Annotated in this window: 14 protein-coding genes; 9 read left to right on the forward strand and 5 right to left on the reverse strand. The window is 67.1% G+C overall.

The window, feature by feature from the left end:
- The first annotated feature begins 264 nt into the window (after positions 1 to 264).
- The 8 genes from Verru16B_RS03845 (at position 265) to Verru16B_RS03880 (ending at position 10523) form a co-directional block, all read left to right on the forward strand.
- The gene (locus Verru16B_RS03845) at positions 265 to 2079 is read left to right on the forward strand and encodes a GAF domain-containing protein (RefSeq protein WP_169829270.1); all 1815 of its coding nucleotides are present in this window, start codon (positions 265 to 267) and stop codon (positions 2077 to 2079) included.
- A 4-nt stretch (positions 2080 to 2083) separates the two neighbouring features.
- Positions 2084 to 4240, forward strand: a complete 2157-nt coding sequence (locus tag Verru16B_RS03850) for a hypothetical protein (protein WP_069961048.1) — start codon at positions 2084 to 2086, stop codon at positions 4238 to 4240.
- 9 nt (positions 4241 to 4249) lie between these two features.
- Entirely contained in the window at positions 4250 to 6244 is a 1995-nt protein-coding gene (locus Verru16B_RS03855; RefSeq protein ID WP_069961049.1) for a preprotein translocase subunit SecA, read from the forward strand.
- 104 nt (positions 6245 to 6348) lie between these two features.
- Complete coding sequence (locus tag Verru16B_RS03860; RefSeq protein WP_169829271.1) at positions 6349 to 7896, forward strand: TolC family protein; 1548 nt, start codon at positions 6349 to 6351, stop codon at positions 7894 to 7896.
- The gene (locus Verru16B_RS03865) at positions 7893 to 8627 is read left to right on the forward strand and encodes an efflux RND transporter periplasmic adaptor subunit (protein ID WP_069961051.1); all 735 of its coding nucleotides are present in this window, start codon (positions 7893 to 7895) and stop codon (positions 8625 to 8627) included. The genes Verru16B_RS03860 and Verru16B_RS03865 overlap by 4 nt, the downstream gene beginning before the upstream one ends.
- A gap of 20 nt (positions 8628 to 8647) precedes the next feature.
- Positions 8648 to 8899: a hypothetical protein gene (locus Verru16B_RS03870; protein ID WP_069961052.1), complete on the forward strand. Its 252-nt coding sequence runs from the start codon at positions 8648 to 8650 to the stop codon at positions 8897 to 8899.
- A gap of 213 nt (positions 8900 to 9112) precedes the next feature.
- Entirely contained in the window at positions 9113 to 9307 is a 195-nt protein-coding gene (gene rpsR, locus Verru16B_RS03875; RefSeq protein ID WP_069961053.1) for a bS18 family ribosomal protein, read from the forward strand.
- Positions 9308 to 9539: 232 nt separating this feature from the next.
- Entirely contained in the window at positions 9540 to 10523 is a 984-nt protein-coding gene (locus tag Verru16B_RS03880; RefSeq protein WP_069961054.1) for an L-threonylcarbamoyladenylate synthase, read from the forward strand.
- Here Verru16B_RS03880 and Verru16B_RS03885 read toward each other — a convergent pair.
- The 5 genes from Verru16B_RS03885 to Verru16B_RS03905 form a co-directional block, all read right to left on the reverse strand.
- Positions 10520 to 12733, reverse strand: a complete 2214-nt coding sequence (locus Verru16B_RS03885) for a GumC family protein (protein ID WP_069961055.1) — start codon at positions 12731 to 12733, stop codon at positions 10520 to 10522. The two genes, Verru16B_RS03880 and Verru16B_RS03885, sit on opposite strands and share 4 nt — an antisense overlap.
- Before the next feature lie 10 nt (positions 12734 to 12743).
- Complete coding sequence (locus Verru16B_RS03890) at positions 12744 to 13334, reverse strand: polysaccharide biosynthesis/export family protein (protein ID WP_069961056.1); 591 nt, start codon at positions 13332 to 13334, stop codon at positions 12744 to 12746.
- A 71-nt stretch (positions 13335 to 13405) separates the two neighbouring features.
- A complete protein-coding gene (locus Verru16B_RS03895) occupies positions 13406 to 14521 on the reverse strand; it encodes an outer membrane beta-barrel protein (RefSeq protein ID WP_069961057.1) in 1116 nt (371 codons plus the stop codon).
- 386 nt (positions 14522 to 14907) lie between these two features.
- Positions 14908 to 16005 carry a histidinol-phosphate transaminase gene (gene hisC / locus Verru16B_RS03900; RefSeq protein WP_069961058.1) on the reverse strand — a complete coding sequence of 366 codons (1098 nt, stop codon included), beginning with the start codon at positions 16003 to 16005 and terminating at the stop codon, positions 14908 to 14910.
- 45 nt (positions 16006 to 16050) lie between these two features.
- A complete protein-coding gene (locus tag Verru16B_RS03905) occupies positions 16051 to 16644 on the reverse strand; it encodes an HAD family hydrolase (protein ID WP_069961059.1) in 594 nt (197 codons plus the stop codon).
- 114 nt (positions 16645 to 16758) lie between these two features.
- On the opposite strand from Verru16B_RS03905, the gene Verru16B_RS03910 reads away from it, so the two are divergent.
- The gene (locus tag Verru16B_RS03910; protein WP_069961060.1) at positions 16759 to 17532 is read left to right on the forward strand and encodes an SDR family NAD(P)-dependent oxidoreductase; all 774 of its coding nucleotides are present in this window, start codon (positions 16759 to 16761) and stop codon (positions 17530 to 17532) included.
- Positions 17533 to 17537: the final 5 nt, after the last annotated feature.

Consider the following 17537-nt stretch of genomic DNA (forward strand, 5'->3'; position numbering starts at 1 on the left):
ATGCGTCAAGTCCGGCTTTTCGCAAATTTGATACATCACCAAAAAAGTCGGCAAAAGATCTTAAGTCAAAGACCGGATCGACGCGGTCTGGAATCCGATTTTTCGCCCGCCTTGGCACGTTCCCGGCGGTCCTGGGTTGCCCCAAAAATCCCCGACCGGCGGACTCGGCGGACCCGTTCCGGAGGCTCGGGCGCCGTAAAAAAAATGCCCTCAAACGGAGTCGGAGCGTGACAGCGGATGCGCGAGTTCCCTTATTCCGAACCCGTGCAAGCCGTCCAACGATGCCGCCAGTATGAAGGTAATGAGGAAGGATTCTGGCCGCTTTTTACCGAAGCGCTGGCCGAAGCCACCGGGGCCACCCACGTCCTCTTGCTGCGCCGCCAGCTGGAGCCGAACGAGGGCTGGAAGCCCTTTTCCGCCTGGCCGGCCCGCGAGAAATTCCCCCTCGGAGCCCCCTTGGATGACCCCGGCCTGATGGCCACCTTGGAACGGGCGGTGAAGGAAGAACTCGCCGAATTCCGCCCGCCGGCGGACCCCAAATCCCCCCTCCCCGCCGTGTCTTTCGACGGCGGCATGCCCGGCTGGCAGTTCACGGCCCTGTTCCGGCTGCCCGCCCCCGTCCCGGAGGCGGGCGAGTTCGCCCGCCGCGCCGCCCGTCTCCTTGATCTACCCGTACTCTACCGCCGGACCCGCGCCCTGCGCCAGGCCGGGGAGAGCAACCGCGCCTTTGCCCAGACCTTCGACCTGCTGACCCTCCTGGACCGGCAGACCCGGTTCACGCCGGCCGTCATGACGGTCTGCAACGAGTTGGCCCGCCAGACCGGCTGCTCCCGCGTTTCCCTAGGCTGGCGTCAGGACGCCTACGTGCGCATCCGGGCCGTCAGCGACCTCCCCCGTTTCGAGCCCAAGATGGAGGTCGTGCGCCAGCTCGAGACCGCGATGGAGGAGGCCTGCGACCAGGACGAGGAGATCATCCTGCCCGAGCCCGACGACGCGACCTATGTGGCGCGCGACCACCAGCAATTTGCCCGGACCCAGGGCGTGGCCTACCTGGCCACCCTGCCCCTGCGCGTGGACGAACGCCCGGTGGGCGCCCTCCTGCTGGAACGCCAGGACCGCGCCTTCTCCGCGGGTGAGATCACCGCGCTGCGGGTCGTGCTCGACCGGGCCAGCCGGCGGATTGACGAACTCGAACGGCACGACGGCAGCCTGCCGCGCCGCGCCGCCCGGGCCACCCGGGCGCAACTCGCCAAGCTTCTCGGCCCCGAGCACACCTGGTGGAAGGCGGCCGGCGCCCTCACCGCCCTCCTGCTCCTGCTGTCTGTCGTCTGCACCTGGCCCCACCGGGTCGAGGGCAGCTTTGTGGTGCGCAGTGACACGCTGGTGAACCTCCCCGCCCCCTTTGAAGGTTATATTACCGAGGTGCCGGTGCGCGTGGGCGACCCGGTCCGGACGGGCGACCTGCTTATCCGCCTGGATAAGCGGCAGCTCCTCCTTGAGCAAGGTTCGCTGACCGCCGAACTCGCCCGCCATGAGGCCCAGCGGGCCCAGGCCGAGGTCGAACGCCGGCTGGCCGAGATGCGGGCCGCGGCCGCCGCCAAGGAGCAGGCCCAGGCCAGCCTCGATATCGTCCGCTTCCGTCTGAGCCGCGCCGACATCGTCGCCCCGGCCGACGGGGTGGTGGTCGAGGGCGACCTGCGCGAGCGCATCGGCACGCCGGTCAAGGCCGGCGACCTCCTCATGCGCGTGACCCGCATCGAGGCCATGTATGTCGAAATTGAGGTCCCCGAGCGCGACGCCCATGCCGTGCTCGCCAGCCGGCGCGGCGAGATCGCCTTCGCCACCCTGCCCGGTGAACGCCACCCCATTGTCATCGACCGCCTCGAGCCCGTCGCCCGCGTGAAACCCGAGGGCAATGTCTTCGTTCTCCGCGCCCGGATCACCGCCCCCAACGACCGGGCGGTCTGGTGGCGCCCCGGCATGAGCGGCGTGGCCAAGGTGGAGGCCGGGGACCGCCGCATTCTCTGGCTGCTGACCCATCGTCTCGTGGATTACATCCGCCTGAAGCTCTGGCTCTGACGCGATGGCCGACGCCCCGCAGATGTTCAGTGAGTCCTGGCACCGCATTGCGGCCCAGCGCCTGCAGCTGCGCCCCGGCGTCGAGGTGCGCCGCCAGCAATACCGGGGCGAACTCTGGTATGTCGTCCAGGATCCCTTCACCAACGCCTTCTACCGCATCCGGCCGGGGGCCCGGCGCCTGCTGCTGCATCTGACCGGCCGCGCCACCGTCGAGGAGGCCTGGCGCCGCTGCCTACGCGAGGACCGGGAGTCGGCGCCGGGGCAGTCCGAAGTGATCCAGCTGCTCGGCCAGCTGCACCAGGCCAGCCTGCTGCAATCCGACCTCGCCCCGGACAGCCGGCAGCTCTTCGAGCGCCTGCGCCGCCACCAGCAGGCCCAGGTCCGCAGCACGTTGAGCAGCGTGCTCTTCCTCCGCATCCCGCTGTGGGATCCGGATCGTTTCCTGCAACGGCTCCTGCCGCTCGTCCGCCCCGCCTTCGGCTGGGCGGGCTTCGCGGTGTGGGCGGTCGTCGTGCTGCTCGCCGCCAAGACGGCCATCGACCACCGCGACCAGCTCTTCACCCGCGGCCAGGAAGTGCTCGCCCCGGGCAACCTCGCGCTGCTGTTCGGCGCCTTCTTTGTCACCAAGCTCCTCCACGAATTCGGCCACGCCTTCGCCTGCCGGGTCTTTGGCGGGCAGGTGCACCAGATGGGCATCATGCTGCTGGTGTTCAGCCCCGTGCCCTATGTGGACGCCACCGCCAGCTGGGCCTTCCGGGAGCGCTGGCGGCGGGTGTGGGTCGGCGCCGCCGGTATGTATGTGGAACTCTTCGTCGCCTCGCTGGCGGTCTTCGTCTGGGCGAACACCGGCAGCGGGATGACCAACAGCCTCGCCTACAATATCCTCTTCGTGGCCTCCGTCAGCACGCTGCTCTTCAACCTTAACCCGCTGCTGCGCTTCGACGGGTATTACCTGCTCTCCGACCTGACCGAGACCCCCAACCTGCACCAGCGCAGCCGCACCCAGATGTTCAGCTGGGCGGAGCGGGGGCTGTTCGGCCTGGCCGACACCCCGCAACCGGCCTCGACCCGCCGCGAGGCCGCCTTCCTCGGCCTGTTCGGCATCGCCTCCGGCATCTACCGGATCTTTGTCTTCACCGTCATCATCCTGTTTGTGGCCGACAAGTTCTTCGGGCTCGGCCTGCTGGCCGCCGCCGTGGGCGCCTTCTCGCTGCTGGTGCTGCCGGTCTGGAAATTCGGGCGCTACCTGGCGCGGGAGCCGCGGCTCGGCCGGCAGCGCCCGCGCGCCATCGCGGTGACCCTGGGCGCGCTGGCGTTGGTCACGGCCTTCCTGGCTCTCTACCCGTGGCCCCACCACACCTACGCCCCCGGCGTCCTCCAAACCCGGGAACAGGCGCGGGTCTACACCGCCGCCGACGGGTACCTCACGGAGATGACCGCCGTGTCGGGCTCGACGGTGCGGGCGGGCGATCTGCTGGTCCGGATGACCAACCCCGAGCTCGAGTTGCGCCTCGTCTCCGCCGAGGCGCGCGTCCGGCAGGTGCGCCTGCAGGAAAATGTGGCCCTCGAGCAAGGCGGCGCCGGCCTGCGCGTGCTGCAGCGCCAGCGCGAGTCGGCAGAGGCCGAGCTGGCCGACCTGCGGCAACGGCGGGGCGAGCTCGAGATCCGCGCGCCGATGGATGGCGTCTGGGTCGCGCCCCGCGCCGCTGACTTGGTGGGCGAACTCACCTCCCGCGGCCGGCAGCTCGGGATCGTGATCGATCCGCCGGACTTTGAATTCACCGCCATCGTGGCGCAGGACGACTCCGCCCGGCTGTTCGCGTATGCCGGCACCGCCGCCGAGATCCGCCTGCCGGGCCAGGCCGCCCGGCCCATTGCGGTCAGCCAGGTGCAGCTCGTGCCCGGCCGGCAGAACCTCCTCCCCACGGCCGCCCTCGGCTGGTCCGCCGGCGGACCCGTGAAGATCCAGCCCGGGGATCCCGACGGCGTACAGACGGCGGAGCCCTACTTCAAGGCGATCGCCCGGGTCGGCGTGCCGGGTGACGCCGCATTGCTGCACGGGCAAACCGGCCTCATCCGCTTCACCACCGGCACGGAACCCCTCCTGCAACAGGGCTGGCGCCGTTTCCGCCAGCTCTTGCAGCAGCGCTACCAGCTCTGACCGGCCGCGATGACCCCGACCGCCGAGCATGTCCGCACCCGGGTGATGCCCCCGCCGCCCCTGCATGAAGGGGCCGATGCCTGGGTCCACCAAGGGATCGGCTGGTGGCGGCGCCGGCAGTATGCGCGCCCGGACTTCGCCGCGCTGGCCGCCCGGCTGCATGCCGAGCACGCCACGCTCGCCAGTCTGCCTGACAAGACCCTCGACGAGCGCCTGGAATCGCACCGCCGGCAGGTCCGACGCCACCGGCACGACTGCCTCGCCCAGGCCACCGCGGCGCTGCCGATCGTGGCCGAGGCGGCCCGGCGTGAACTCGGCCTTGATCCCTACCCCGCCCAGTTTCAAGGCGCCCTGGCGCTCTTGCATGGCACGTTGGCCGAGATGGCCACCGGCGAAGGCAAGACCCTCACCATCGCCCTTGCCGCCGCCCCGCTCGGCTGGACCCAGCTGCCGGTGCACATCCTCACCGCCAACGACTACCTCGCCCGGCGCGATGCCGCCAACCTGGCCCGTTTCTACGCCCGCTGCGGTCTCGACAGCGGGCGCGTGCTGGCCCCGATGGCCCCCCCGGAGCGCGCGGAAAACTACGCCGCGGGGATCGTCTACACCACCGGCAAGGAACTGCTCGCCGACTTTTTGCGCGACCGCCTGCTGCTCGGTCCCTGGCAGGATGCCGCCCGGCGCGTTGCGCGCCGGCACTTCGGCGCGTCGCTGCCCGCCTCCGTCGGCCGCACGGTGCTGCGCGGCCTCCACCACGTCATCGTCGACGAAGCCGACAACCTGCTCATCGATGAGGCCGTCACCCCGCTGATCATCAGCCGCGAGTCGGAAAATCCCGCACTGGTGGAAGCCGTACAGGCCGCGCACCGGCTGGCCGCCGCGCTCGCGGAAGGCTCCGACTACAAGGTGGACGAACGCCGACGGCAGGTTGAACTCACCGAGGCCGGGCTGGACCGGCTCGCCCGCGAGGCGGGGTCCACCGGCAGCGCGCTGCTTGAGCACCGCCACTGGCGCCGGGAACTGGTCGAAACCGCCCTGAAGGCGCGCCACTTCTACCACCGCGACAAGCAGTACGTGGTGGCCGACGGCACCGTGGTGATCGTGGATGAATTCACCGGCCGGCTCATGCCCGGCCGCCAGTGGAAGCAGGGTCTCCACCAGGCCGTCGAGGCCAAGGAGGGCGTGCCGGTGACCCAGCCCTCCGAGTCGATCGCCCAGCTGAGCTACCAGTCCTTTTTCCGTCTCCTGCCCCGGGTCAGCGGCATCACCGGCACCGCGCGGGAATGCGCCCGCGAGATCTGGGCCGTGCACCGCCGGCCGTTCTGCGTGATTCCCCGGCACCGGCCCGGCCGTTTCCGGCCCGAGGCGACGCGGGTGTTTGCGCGGGCAGCCGGGAAATGGGACGCCGTGGTCGCCGCCATTGCCGAGTGTCACGCCACCGGCCGGCCGGTTCTGGTCGGCACCCGCAACATCGCGGCCAGCGAGGAACTCGCGCAGCGGTTGCGCGAACGCGCCATCCCGTTCCACCTGCTGAACGCCAACCGCCATCAGGAGGAGGCGATGATCGTCGAGCGGGCCGGCGAGCGCGGCTCGGTCACCCTCGCGACCAACATGGCCGGCCGCGGCACCGACATCCGGCTGGGCGAGGAGTCGGCCGCCCTCGGCGGGCTCCTGGTCATCGCCACCGAACCCCATCGCTCGGGCCGTATCGACCGGCAGCTCTTCGGCCGCGCGGCCCGCCAAGGTGATCCGGGCAGCGGCCAGCTCTTCCTGAGTTGTGAGGATGAGCTCCTGACCGACTTTTTGCCGGTCACCATAAACCGTCTGCTCCGGCTCGCGCTTGCCCAACGCTGGCCGGGAGCCCGTCTGGCGGGAGTCGCGGCTTGTCGGTGGGCCCAGTCGCGCGCCGAGCGCGCCGCCTATCGCCAACGGCTCGCGGTTTTCCAGCAGGATCGCTGGATTCAAGACAATTTGAGTGCGGGACGCCCTGATTTTTCACCCTGAATAAGTCGGGAGACTTTCCCTTTTTGCTTCCCTCGGTGGGATTTACCCTGATGCTCCCGCAGTCAAATCCACGTAAAAGCCTACAGGTTTGTCCCTCGCTTGTGATGCATCAACGTCTCCTTCCCGCTGTCCTCGCCCTTGGTCTCGTCACGGTCTCCGCCTCCGGGCAGCCTGATCCGACACCCGCGGGCAACGCCCCCTTGGTCCTGACCATGAACGAGGCCGTGGTCCGGGCCCTCGACGCCAACCTGGAGGTCTCCATCGAACGCCTGAAACCGCAAATCGCGGAGCAGCGCCGGATGCAGGCCCTGAGCGCCTTCGACCCGCGGCTGGACGTCAGCACTGTCGTGGAGTCGCTCGAGCGCCCGCAAAACACCCGCGACTTCTTCGCCACCGGCCGCGCCGTGGAGATCATGAGCGAGGACAACGTCCGCATCGAAGGCAGCCTGGGCGGCCTGCTCCCCACCGGCACGCGCTACAATGTCACGATCCGCTCCTACCAGCTGAAGAACACCCTCAATCGGGAGGCGCTCGCCCGTTTCTATCCCGAGTACACCAGCAGCACCACGTTCACGGTGTCCCAGCCCTTGCTGCGCGGCGCCGGTCTGAAGGCCAACATGGCCGAGACCCGCATCGCCGAGATGGAACTGCGCGGCGCCGAGCAGGGCCTGCGCGGGCGTGTCGACCAGATCGCCACGAGCGTCCTCGACGCCTACATTGAATCGCTCTACGCCCGCGAGCTGGTGCGGGTGATCACCGATCGCATCGCGCTGGCCGAGCAGCTGCGCGTCGAGAATGACAAGCGCCTCCGCCAGGGCCTCATGGCCCCGATCGACGTGATGCAGGCCGAGTCCACCAAGGCCGCGGCCGAGATCGAGCTCATCCGCGCCCAGTCCTTCCTGGTGGAGACCGAGAACCGCCTCCGCGAACTGATCTTCAGCGACTTCGTCGCCGCGGTGGACACGGACTTCGACCTGGTGGACCGCCTCGGGGTGGTTGCCCTGAATGAATCCCTGCCCGCCCTGCGCAACCTCGCGCTGGAGCACAACGCCGAGTACCAGGTCGCCCTGCAACGCGTGGAGGCCGAGAAGCTGCGCGTGCGCCACGCCCGCAACCAGTTCCTGCCCCGGCTGGACCTGCAGGCCTCCGTCGGCCTCAACGGCCTCGGCGGCGACATCGGCACGAGCTTCAGCGATTACGGCGAGCGGACCCAGCCTGACTTCACGGTCGGTTTCGTCGGTTCCCTGCCCATCACCTTCACCGCCGAGCGGGCCCGGCTGCGCGAGATGCTCTTCCGCCTGCGCGAGGCGGAGACGGAGGTGCGCCGCACGACCAACCGCCTCTACGCGCAGGTGCACACCGCCCACACCCGCGTTTCCTCCGCCATGCTGCGCGCCGCCTCCTCGGCCCGCGCCGTGGCCGCAGCCGAGGCCTCCCTCGACGCCGAGCAGAAGCGCCTGGCGAACGGCCTCACCACCAGCTTCAACGTGCTGCGCCTGCAGGATGAACTGGCCCAGGCTCGCGTGAACCAACTCGAGGCCGTGGCCGAGGGCCAGAAGGCGCTCGCCATCCTCTGGGGCGTCACCGGCGTGCTCTTCGAACGCTATCAGATCAACCTCGTGGAAGCGCCCGGCGCCGCCCGCCGCTCATGAAGCTGCTGCCGCTGTTCGCCGCCCTGCTCACCCCGGTGCTCCTGCCGGCGGCGCCCGCCGCCGAGGGCGTGCTCCTGCCGTTCCGGGAAGTGACCGTCAGCTCGGCGGTCCAGGGGATCCTCGCGGCCGTCAATGTCCGGGAAGGCGACGCGGTCGCCACCGATGCCCTGCTCGCGACGCTCATCGACCGGGTCGAGGCCGCCGAGGTGGCCCGCTTCGCCAAGATCCTCGAGCAGCGCGAATTCGCCGCCCTCGGCACGCAGAACCTTTTCCGCGACCAGGTCGTGAGCGAGGGTGAAGCCATCGAGAAGCGCATCGAGCGCGATATCGCGAAACTCCAACACCAGATCGCCCTGGAGCAGCTCGACCGCCGCAAGATCCGCTCGCCCATCGACGGCCTGGTCGTCGAGAAGAAGAAGGAAGCCGGCGAGGCCGTGGACGAGAACGAACCCGTTTTCCACCTCGTCGACATCAGCCGCGTCTACCTCCAGGTGTTTGTCGACGCCAGCGAGGCGCTGAAGCTCAAGGCCGGCCAGCGCCTGCCCGTCGCTTTTCCCGAACACCAGATCCCGCCGCACGACGGCATCATCGACTTCATCGACCCGCGCATCGACGGCGCCAGCGGCCTCGTCCGGATCAAGATCCTCATCGACAATGCCGGGCGCACCCTCATCGCCGGCATGCGCGGCCGCGTGAACCTCGCCGAGGCCTCCGCGCCGACCACCCCTTGAACCATCGTCCGTCCACCACCATGAACAAACTCCCCCGCCTCCTGCTCTGCGGCTTTTTGCTGCTGTCCGTTACCGCCTGCACCTTCGTGCCCAAAACCGGCATGCGGGAACGCCGGTGGCTCAAAAACACCATCGGCTCGGACCTCGTCTACATTGAGGGCGACGTGAAGGCCTACCGCTCCTCGGGCAGCTACTACTACTTCAAGGGCGGCCGCCTGGCGGTCGTCACCCCGAACCTGCTTTCGGCCGACAAGATCACGGCCGGGCAATAAGCCGGCGGGGGCACCCGCCCCCCCCTTTCGCGGAAAATGCCGGCCCATCCCCTGTTCGGGCTGTGGCCGGCAATCGGTTCAGGCTTAATTCGCGGCCTAAACCTCTCTTCCATCTCACTGATCCAAGGCGATTAGCGGCATCCGCTCGCCGGTGAAAAATGCCCGTTGACAGGGGCGGGGTGATTCCCAACCTTCCGCCCTCCACTTTCCAACATGAGCACGACCGAAACGAAGACCCAGACCCTCACGCCGCAGCAGGTTCCCCTGACCAGCCCCCAGCTTTACAGCCGCTTCATCACCGACACCGGCAAGATCCTGCCGCGCAAGTACACCCATCTGTCGGCCAAGGAGCAGCGCGCGATCACCTCGAAGATCAAGACCGCGCGCAACATGCTGACGATGCAATAAGCCGTTGCTCACGCAGCGCCTTCCGCCGGAGCTTCTGCTCCGGCTTTTTTGTGTCCGGCTCCAATCACCCTGGCTTGACCGCGGATAACACGGATCAAGGCACGGATTCCGATCTGACTCGCCATGCGACAAAGCCATCCGCGTTCGTCCGCGTGATCCGCGGATAAAATCCTGGTGTCCGTTTTTCCTTACTGAGTTTTAGTGGCCAATAGTGGTTAACTGCGCTGAACCGATGCCGGCCAAGATCCACGCCCCCACTCCCACCAATCTGCGCCGGCTGGCCGCCGTCCTGCGGCGCGGCGGACTGGTCGCGATCCCGACCGAGACGGTCTACGGGCTGGCGGCCCACGCCTTGGATGCCCGGGCCTGCCGCGCGATCTTCCGGGCCAAGGGCCGTCCCGCCAACGACCCGCTCATCGTCCATGTGCTCGGCCTCGCCCAAGCCGAGGAACTCGCGGAGTTCAATGACGCAGCGCGCCTGCTCACCCGGGCCTTCTGGCCGGGACCGCTGACCCTCGTGCTGCCGAAAAAGCCCGTGGTGCCCGGCATCGTGACGTCCGGCGGAGCGACCGTGGCCCTGCGCGCGCCCGCGCATCCGCTTGCGCGCCGCCTGCTGCGACTCGCCGGCGTGCCCTTGGCGGCACCGAGCGCCAATCCTTTCAGCTACATCAGCCCGACCACCGCGGCCCACGTGCAGCAGGGCCTGGGCGCGCGCATCGCGCACATTCTCGATGGCGGCGATTGCGCCATCGGCGTCGAATCCACCGTGGTCGATCTCACCACCCCGGCCAGACCACGGGTACTGCGACCCGGCGCGATCAGCGCGGCGCAGCTCGCCCGCGTGCTGGGGCGCCCGGTCGTCACCCGGCGGCGCGCCGCCCCTCCCGGCACCACCCTCTCAGCCCCGGGCTTGCTCGAGAAACACTACAGCCCGCGCACACCCTTGCACCGCATGGTACACCCGGGGAAACCGGCCGCCGGCACGGCCGTAATCCGGTTGCGCCAACCGGCCGGTCCCATGCTACCCGCCGTGTATTGGCTCAGCCGGCGCGGCTCCCTGTCTGAAATCGCGCGGAATCTCTATCGGGTGCTGCGTCAGGCCGATGCCGGCGGTCATCGCCGGATCGTGATCGAGCCGCTGCCGCCCACGGCGGGAGGACTCGCCGCGGCGATCAACGACCGGATCGGCCGGGCCGCGGCCAAACGGCCGGCCTAGCGGGCGTCGGGCTCGCCGTCCTGCTTCGCCATCGTCACGTAGTAGTCCTTGTAGGACTTGTCGTAATACTGGGCGTAGTAGTAGCCGGAGACCGCGAGATTCAGGCCGTTGAGCACGGCGCCGAAGCAAGGCACGTTCGCCTCCAGGAGCTTGCGGGCGCTGAACTGCGCGGCCTTGCGGCGGACGCGGTTGAAGAAAATGGTGAAGATCGAGCCATCCACCAGCGGGAGGATGATCAGCGCATCGCTGACCGCGGCCAGCGGCGGGGTGTCGATGAAGACGCGGTCGTAGCGCTTGCGCAGATCGGCGAGCAGGTGCTCGAAATTGCGGCTATTGAGAATCTGGGTCGGGTTTTTCGCGCGGCCACCGGCCGGGATGACATCGAGGTTCGGGTGCACGCCCTTGATCACGACCTGGTCGATGGTGTGGGTGCCGGCGCAGACATCGATGACGCCCTTGATGTTCTCGAGGCGGAAGGATTTATGGATGTTCGGCTTCCGGAGATCGCAATCGATGACGACGACCTTCTCCCCGTGGGCGGCAAAGGTGAGCGCCAGATTCGTGGTGGTGAAGGATTTGCCCTCACCCGGGATGGTGCTGGTGACCAGGATGGCCTGCGCGGCCTTGCTCTCGTCCTTGAGCCGCAAGCTGGAGTGCAGGGTGAGGAAGGACTCGACCACCTGCTTGTCCTGATTGTTGATGACAATCTGCGCCTTGTCCGGCTGGTCCATGCGCTTGATCTCGGGGATGATGCCGACCAGCGGCAGGCCGATCACCGACTCGATGTCGAACGAGCTCTTCACGCGGTCGTCCACGTAGGCGACGAAGAAGGCGAACGCAGTGCCGAGGGCCAGGCCGCCAAGGAAACCGAGGGCCAGGTTCAGCAGGACGTTGGGGGAGGCGGGCTTCAGTGCCGGGCTGGCGCGGTCCACCACGCGGGCGCTTTGTGTCTCGATGGTGCTGCTCATCGAGGTCTCGCGCATGCGGGAGAGCAGCGTGTTCAGGAGGTGTTCGTTGATCGCGAGGTCGCGCTCGAGATTGGAGTACTCCACGGCATCACGGTCGAGGTCGAGCGACTCCTTTTCCTGGCGCGCGAGGTTGGCCCGGGCGTCCTCGTCGTTGCGGCGCGCGGTCTGGAAGTCGGCTTCCACCGTCGCGGCCATGGAATCAATTGCCCGGCCGAGTTCCTTTTCGGTCTGGGTCAGGGAATTGTGCGCCTCGATCATCCGCGGGTGCTTGTCGCGGTAGCGCTCCCGCATCTGGGCGAGCACGATCTTCTGGGCGGCGACCTGCTGCACCAGCTGCACGATCAGGGACTGGCTGGCGATGAAAGGGAGTTCCAGCAGGAGGGCCGGCGTCGCCTTGCGTTCCTGCACCTGGCGCCAGCGGACCTCGGCCTCGTTGAGCCGCGAGGTGGTCTGGGTGACATAGGCGTTCAGCGCCTTGAGCTTCTCGGTGACGATGTCCTTGCGCTGGTCGAGCGAGACCTGCTGGTTCTTCTCGCGGTAGTTTTGGAGGATGATGGCCATCTCCTCGACGCGCTTTTTCTGCTGGTCGGCGCGCTCCTTGAGATCATCCACGGCCTTCATCGAATCCTCGATGCGCAGGCGGGAGTTGTAGGCGATGTACTCGTCGATGAAGAGATTGGCCACCTTCGCGGCCATGAGTTTGTCCGGGTGGGAGAACTGGACCTGCAGCACGAGGCTGAGGCGCACGGGGACGATCTTGCGGTTGAGGTAAACCACCTCGGCGGCGGTGATGGGGACCTCGGCGCCCGGGCTCTTGAACGGAGCCATGAACAGTTCCAGGTCGGCCCCGGTCAGCCGGTCCGCGACCCGCTGCACGATGGCCAGGCTCTCGAGCACCTTCACCTGGGTGTTCAAATCCTCGGCGGAGCGGATCTCGTTGTTGACGACGCTCTGCACCTGCATGACGACGGGGTCGTTGCGGAAGACCTGCACGCTGGCCACCGAGGTGTAGCGGGGGACGCGGGTAAAGGTGAAGATGACCGCGGCCGAGAAGACCAGGGCGAAGACCAGCACGATATACCAGACGCGCTCCCGCAGGATCAGCAGGTAGTCCTGCATGCTGCGGTGCATCTGGCTCTCGCCCTGCCCCAGGACCCCGTAGCCGCCCTGGCCGCCGCCATAATAGGCCGGATAGGCCTCGCCGGGACCCTGTACCTTGTCTGCCTTGGGTGCGTTTTCCATGGGATGCAGGTTAGAGCAGGCGCTCGGGCACGAAGATGACGTCGCCCTTGGTGAGGTACCACTGTTCACCCGAACCTTGCTTCATCAGCTCGTCGACATTGACGGTAAAATTCTCGGTCCGGCCGTCGGTGGTGGTGCGCGACAGGCGCACCTTGCGCAGGTCCGCGATGCGAGACTGGCCGCCGGCACGGGCGATGGCCTCGACCAGGGTCAGTTTCTGCTCCGGCGGGAAGGGCACCGCGCCGGGCCGGTTAACCGCCCCGACCACCTGCACCGTGCTCTCGGAGTACTCCATCACGGTCAGGTTCACCTGCGGGTTGACGAGGTAATCCTTGTCGTAAAGGGCGCGAATCAGCTCCTCGGTCTGGCGCACGGTGCGGTCCTTGACCTCCACAGTGCCGATCAGGGGCAGCGTAATCGTGTTTTCCTGCGTGATGCGCACCACCCGCTCCAGATCCTCCTCCTGGAAGATCTGCACGCGGACCAGGTCGGACGGACGCAGGATGTAGTCGGTGTTAGCCTGCGTCTGGGCGGACAGGGAAACCACCAGACCGAGCATGAGCCCGGCGGTGCGCAGGGTACGGGAGACGAGACGGCTCATGATTGGATTCAGGAAATAAAAAACGGAAGAAGATCAACGACCTTCTTCCGTTGGACAAGGGGAAATCCGACTCAGTAGCGGACGTTGGCGCCGAACGTGAACACGCTGTTGTCGAACTCGGCGAGCGCGGAGGTCGAGCTGTTGTCGCGCATGGCGTAGGAGGCGGAGAAGCTCACGAATTGGTTATACTTGTAACCGACGGAGAGCATGCCGTTGACGAAATCATCATCACGCGTCGAGTACTCGGTGGAATCAACGCTCAGGGAGGCCTGGGCGAACCACTGCTCGGTCAGGTTGCTGGTGACGCTGCCACCCCAACGGAAGGTCTTGGTGGAGTCACCGGTGCCGGAGTTGCCGAAATCGTTGCTCAGGAAGAGCTGGATGCTGGTCTTCTCCGAGGCGGCGAAGCTGAGGCTGCTGTCGACGCCGAGGCCGGTGTCGTCGCCACCCGCATCGAACTCGCGGGTGTTGTAACCAACCCGAACTTGGCCGGTCAGCTTCGGCGAGAACTCGCCGCGCGCGCCGATATTGACGAAGTGGTCGGTGAAATCAGCCGCGAGACCATCCTGGCTGGTGGTGCGGTAACGGTAACCAAAGCTCCAGTCGAGCTTCTCGGTCGCCTCATAGTAGACATCGACGGGCAGGCTCGAGATTTCGTTGTCGGTGTAGGAGGCGACGCTATAGTCGGTGCCGGCGTAGGTGAGGCCGATGGCGAGCGAGGTCTTGGCGGTGAGGTCGAATTCCGCCTTGGCGCCGAGATTGGAAACATCGCGACGGACGATCAGGCCGGCGATGCGGATATCATTATCGTTCTGCGCGATCTGGGCGTAGGAACCGTTCAGGTTGAACTTGGAGCCACCGGTGTCGGTGCTGGAATTGAACCCGACGGAAGAGAGCTCGGCGTCCTGATTGCCGTTGTCGCTGTAGCGACGGATTTCCTCGCGATAGTAAAGGTTGCCCGTGGTGGCGGAACCCTTGCCAAAAACCAGGTCGACGCCCGGCGTAAAGCTGATGATCGAATCATCACTTTCGTTGGCGCTATCAAGGAAAACGTTGTCGTCGAACGCGACCGAAAGACCAGCGGTAACGAAGAGTTCGGCTCCGTCACCCACCGCCATAAAGGGAGCGGCTTTGGCGGAAAGGCTGACAAGGGCGGCAATGACTGCCAGGCGTGCGGTGTGTTTCATAGTGTTCCTAAGTTGGCCCGATGTTAGATCGGTTTTTTATAAGAGATGCAAACCACTGACGTGTTCAAGCCTATACTTTACTTTTACTCGACCTGTTCTTTGCGCCATTGGTGTTCATATATATATTGTCCAGTGTTTTATGATACCTGAAGTCGGATTATCCCGACTCGGATTTCAGGGTGGAAGCATCTATCATTCCACCAGCGACCGGCAGGCCTGTTTTTTGGCCTCGGCTGGCGCTTTCCTGCCGGCCACTGCGCCATCATGGCCGGTTCGGTCTGACTCTCTTGGGGAACCAACCGATGATGACCGGACGGCCCATTGCCAATGACCTAGGGGTTTCCCTGACCGGCCCATACGCCGGCGGCGCTCCCCCCCCGGGAGTCTTAACGGGACACGGCCGCGGCCAATTCAGCGAGCAAGCGCGTATTCTGTGCCGGGGTACCCACCGTCACCCGCAGCCATTCGGGGAGCCCATAACCCTTCACCGGGCGGGTGATCACCCCGCGGCGCTGCAAGGCATCGAACACCGCCAGTCCGTCCCCGACCTTCACGAGCTGAAAATTGCCGTGTCCCGGCACAAACTCCAGACCGAGCGCCTGGAACCCCGCCGCCAGCTGCGCGAGCCCGGCGAAATTCTCCCGCCGGCAGTCCGCGACAAACTCCTCATCGTCGAGCGCCGCCGTGGCGGCCGCCGCCGCGATGGCGTTCACGTTGAACGGCTGCCGGGCCCGCTGCACGATGGCGATGAGTTCCGCCGCCGCGTAGCCGTAGCCGATCCGGAGGGCCGCGAGGCCGTAGATCTTGGAAAAGGTGCGCAGGCAGACCACCTTGCGCCCCTCGGCGATCAGGGGCCGGAGGTCGGGGGGATTTTCCAGATACTCCGCATAGGCCTCGTCCATCACCAGGATGACATGGGGCGGCAGCGCCCGCACCAACGCGCTGATCTCCTCCGCGCTGCTGGCCACCCCGGTCGGATTGGCGGGACTGGCCAGAAACACGAGCCGGGTCCGCGGCGTAACCGCCGCCAGCAACGCCGGCAGATCCTGCCGCAAGCCTGGTCCGAGCGGTACTTCCACCGGCGTGGCGCCGAACATCAGTGTCACCAGCTTGTAGACCACAAACGCGGAACGGTGCATCACGCACTCCTTCCCGGGCGACAGAAACGCATGCCCGAGCAGTTCCAGCAGCTCGTTGGAACCGTCGCCGATCACAAACTGTTCCAGCCCGAGACCGAGCCGCGCCGCCAGTTTCTGCCGCAGGGCATAATAACCGCCATCCGGGTAAAGGTGCGCCTCCGCCAACGCGCGCTGCGCCGCCGCCAGGCCACGGGGCGACGGCCCGCGCGGATTCTCGTTGGAGGCGAGCTTGATGATGCCGGCGGGATCCAGGCCGAGTTCCCGGGCCACCGTCTCGATCGGTTTGCCCGGCTCGTAGACTGGCTGCGTCAGGATGCCGGGGTTGGCCAGCTCGGCGAAAGTCATGCCGCCAAACGATGCGGGTTGCCCGGTCGGTTCAAATCAAATCCTTCAGCCCACCCGGCTCGGCACCCGCACAAACTGCATGCCCGCCGCGATCGCCGCCTCAAAGCCCGGACCCGCATCCTCGAAGACCAGACAGCGCTCCGGCGGCACACCCATCTTTTTGGCGGCGAGGAGGAACATGTCGGGCGCAGGCTTGCCGTGCGCCACATCCTCGGGCGTCACCACCACCGGGAACAGGTCGGCGAGATGCATCAGCTCGAGCGTCGTCTTCACCACCGGCTTCGGTCCGCCCGAGGCCACGCTCATCGGGACCCGGCCGTGAAATTTCCGCGCAAAATCCACCACCGGCTTGATCACCTTCATCTCGGCCTGCATCTCGAGGAACAACTCCTCCTTGTGGTGGAAGACCCAGTCCACGTCGATGGTCAGGCCGTAGTGTTGGGCGAAGACCGCGGCCACCTTCCGCGTCGGCATGCCGCCGAGCGAGTAGAACAGTTCCTCGCTCAACGTGCCCTTGAGCCCGGCCTGCTGCATGGCCCGGTCCCACGCACGGTAGTGCAGCGGCATCGTGTCCACCAAGGTGCCGTCACAGTCAAAGATGTAACCGGCGAAATCGCCGGCCGGGATGTCGAGTTTCATACGGAACGGACAGCCAAGCGCCCTCCGGGTACCGGGCAACGTCAATCTCGGCCCGGGCGCTCCTGCGGGCGCGCGGTTGACCTCCGCCGCCCGGTCACCAAGGATCTAATGATTATGAACAAACTGCTTGGCAAACGCGCGCTCGTGACCGCCGGCGCCCAGGGCATCGGGCTGGCGATCTCCCGGCAGCTGCTCGCCGCCGGCTGCGATGTCTTCGTGCACTACCACCGCAGCACCGCGGGCGCGCAGGAGCTCGCGGCCACGGCTGCCGGGCTCGGCCGCCGCTGCGCGCACGCCAGCGCCGACCTGACCGGGCCGGCGGGTTGCGACTCCCTCGTCGCCACCGCCGTCGGTTTCCTCGGCGGCCTCGATATCCTGATCAACAACGCCGGCTCGCTCGTGGCGCGCCGGTCCCTCGCGGAGGGCGACGAGGCGTTCTGGGCCGAGGTCATGGAACTCAACGTCGGCAGCGCGCGCCGCGTCAGCCGGGCCGCCCTGCCCCACCTGGTCGCCGCCGCCACCACCGGCGGCGGGGCCAGCATCGTGAACCTGGCCTCCCTCGCCGGCCGCAAGGGCGGGCACGCCGGCTCGCTCGCTTACTCCACCGCCAAGGGTGCCATCCTCACCTTCACCCGCTCGCTGGCCGGTGAACTCGGACCCCAGGGCGTGCGGGTCAATGCCCTCGCCCCCGGACTCATCCTCGGCACCAGCTTTCACACCACCCACACGACCCGGCAGTCGGCCGATGCCACCATCGCCGGCATCCCGCTGGGCCGCGGCGGCACGGCGGAGGATGTCGCGCGCGCCGCCGTCTACCTGGCGAGCGAGTACGACGGCTTCATCACGGGGGCCACCCTCGACATCAACGGCGGCGTCTACGGCTGCTGAACGGC

The organism is Lacunisphaera limnophila, from assembly GCF_001746835.1.
Taxonomy (GTDB): Bacteria; Verrucomicrobiota; Verrucomicrobiia; order Opitutales; family Opitutaceae; genus Lacunisphaera; species Lacunisphaera limnophila.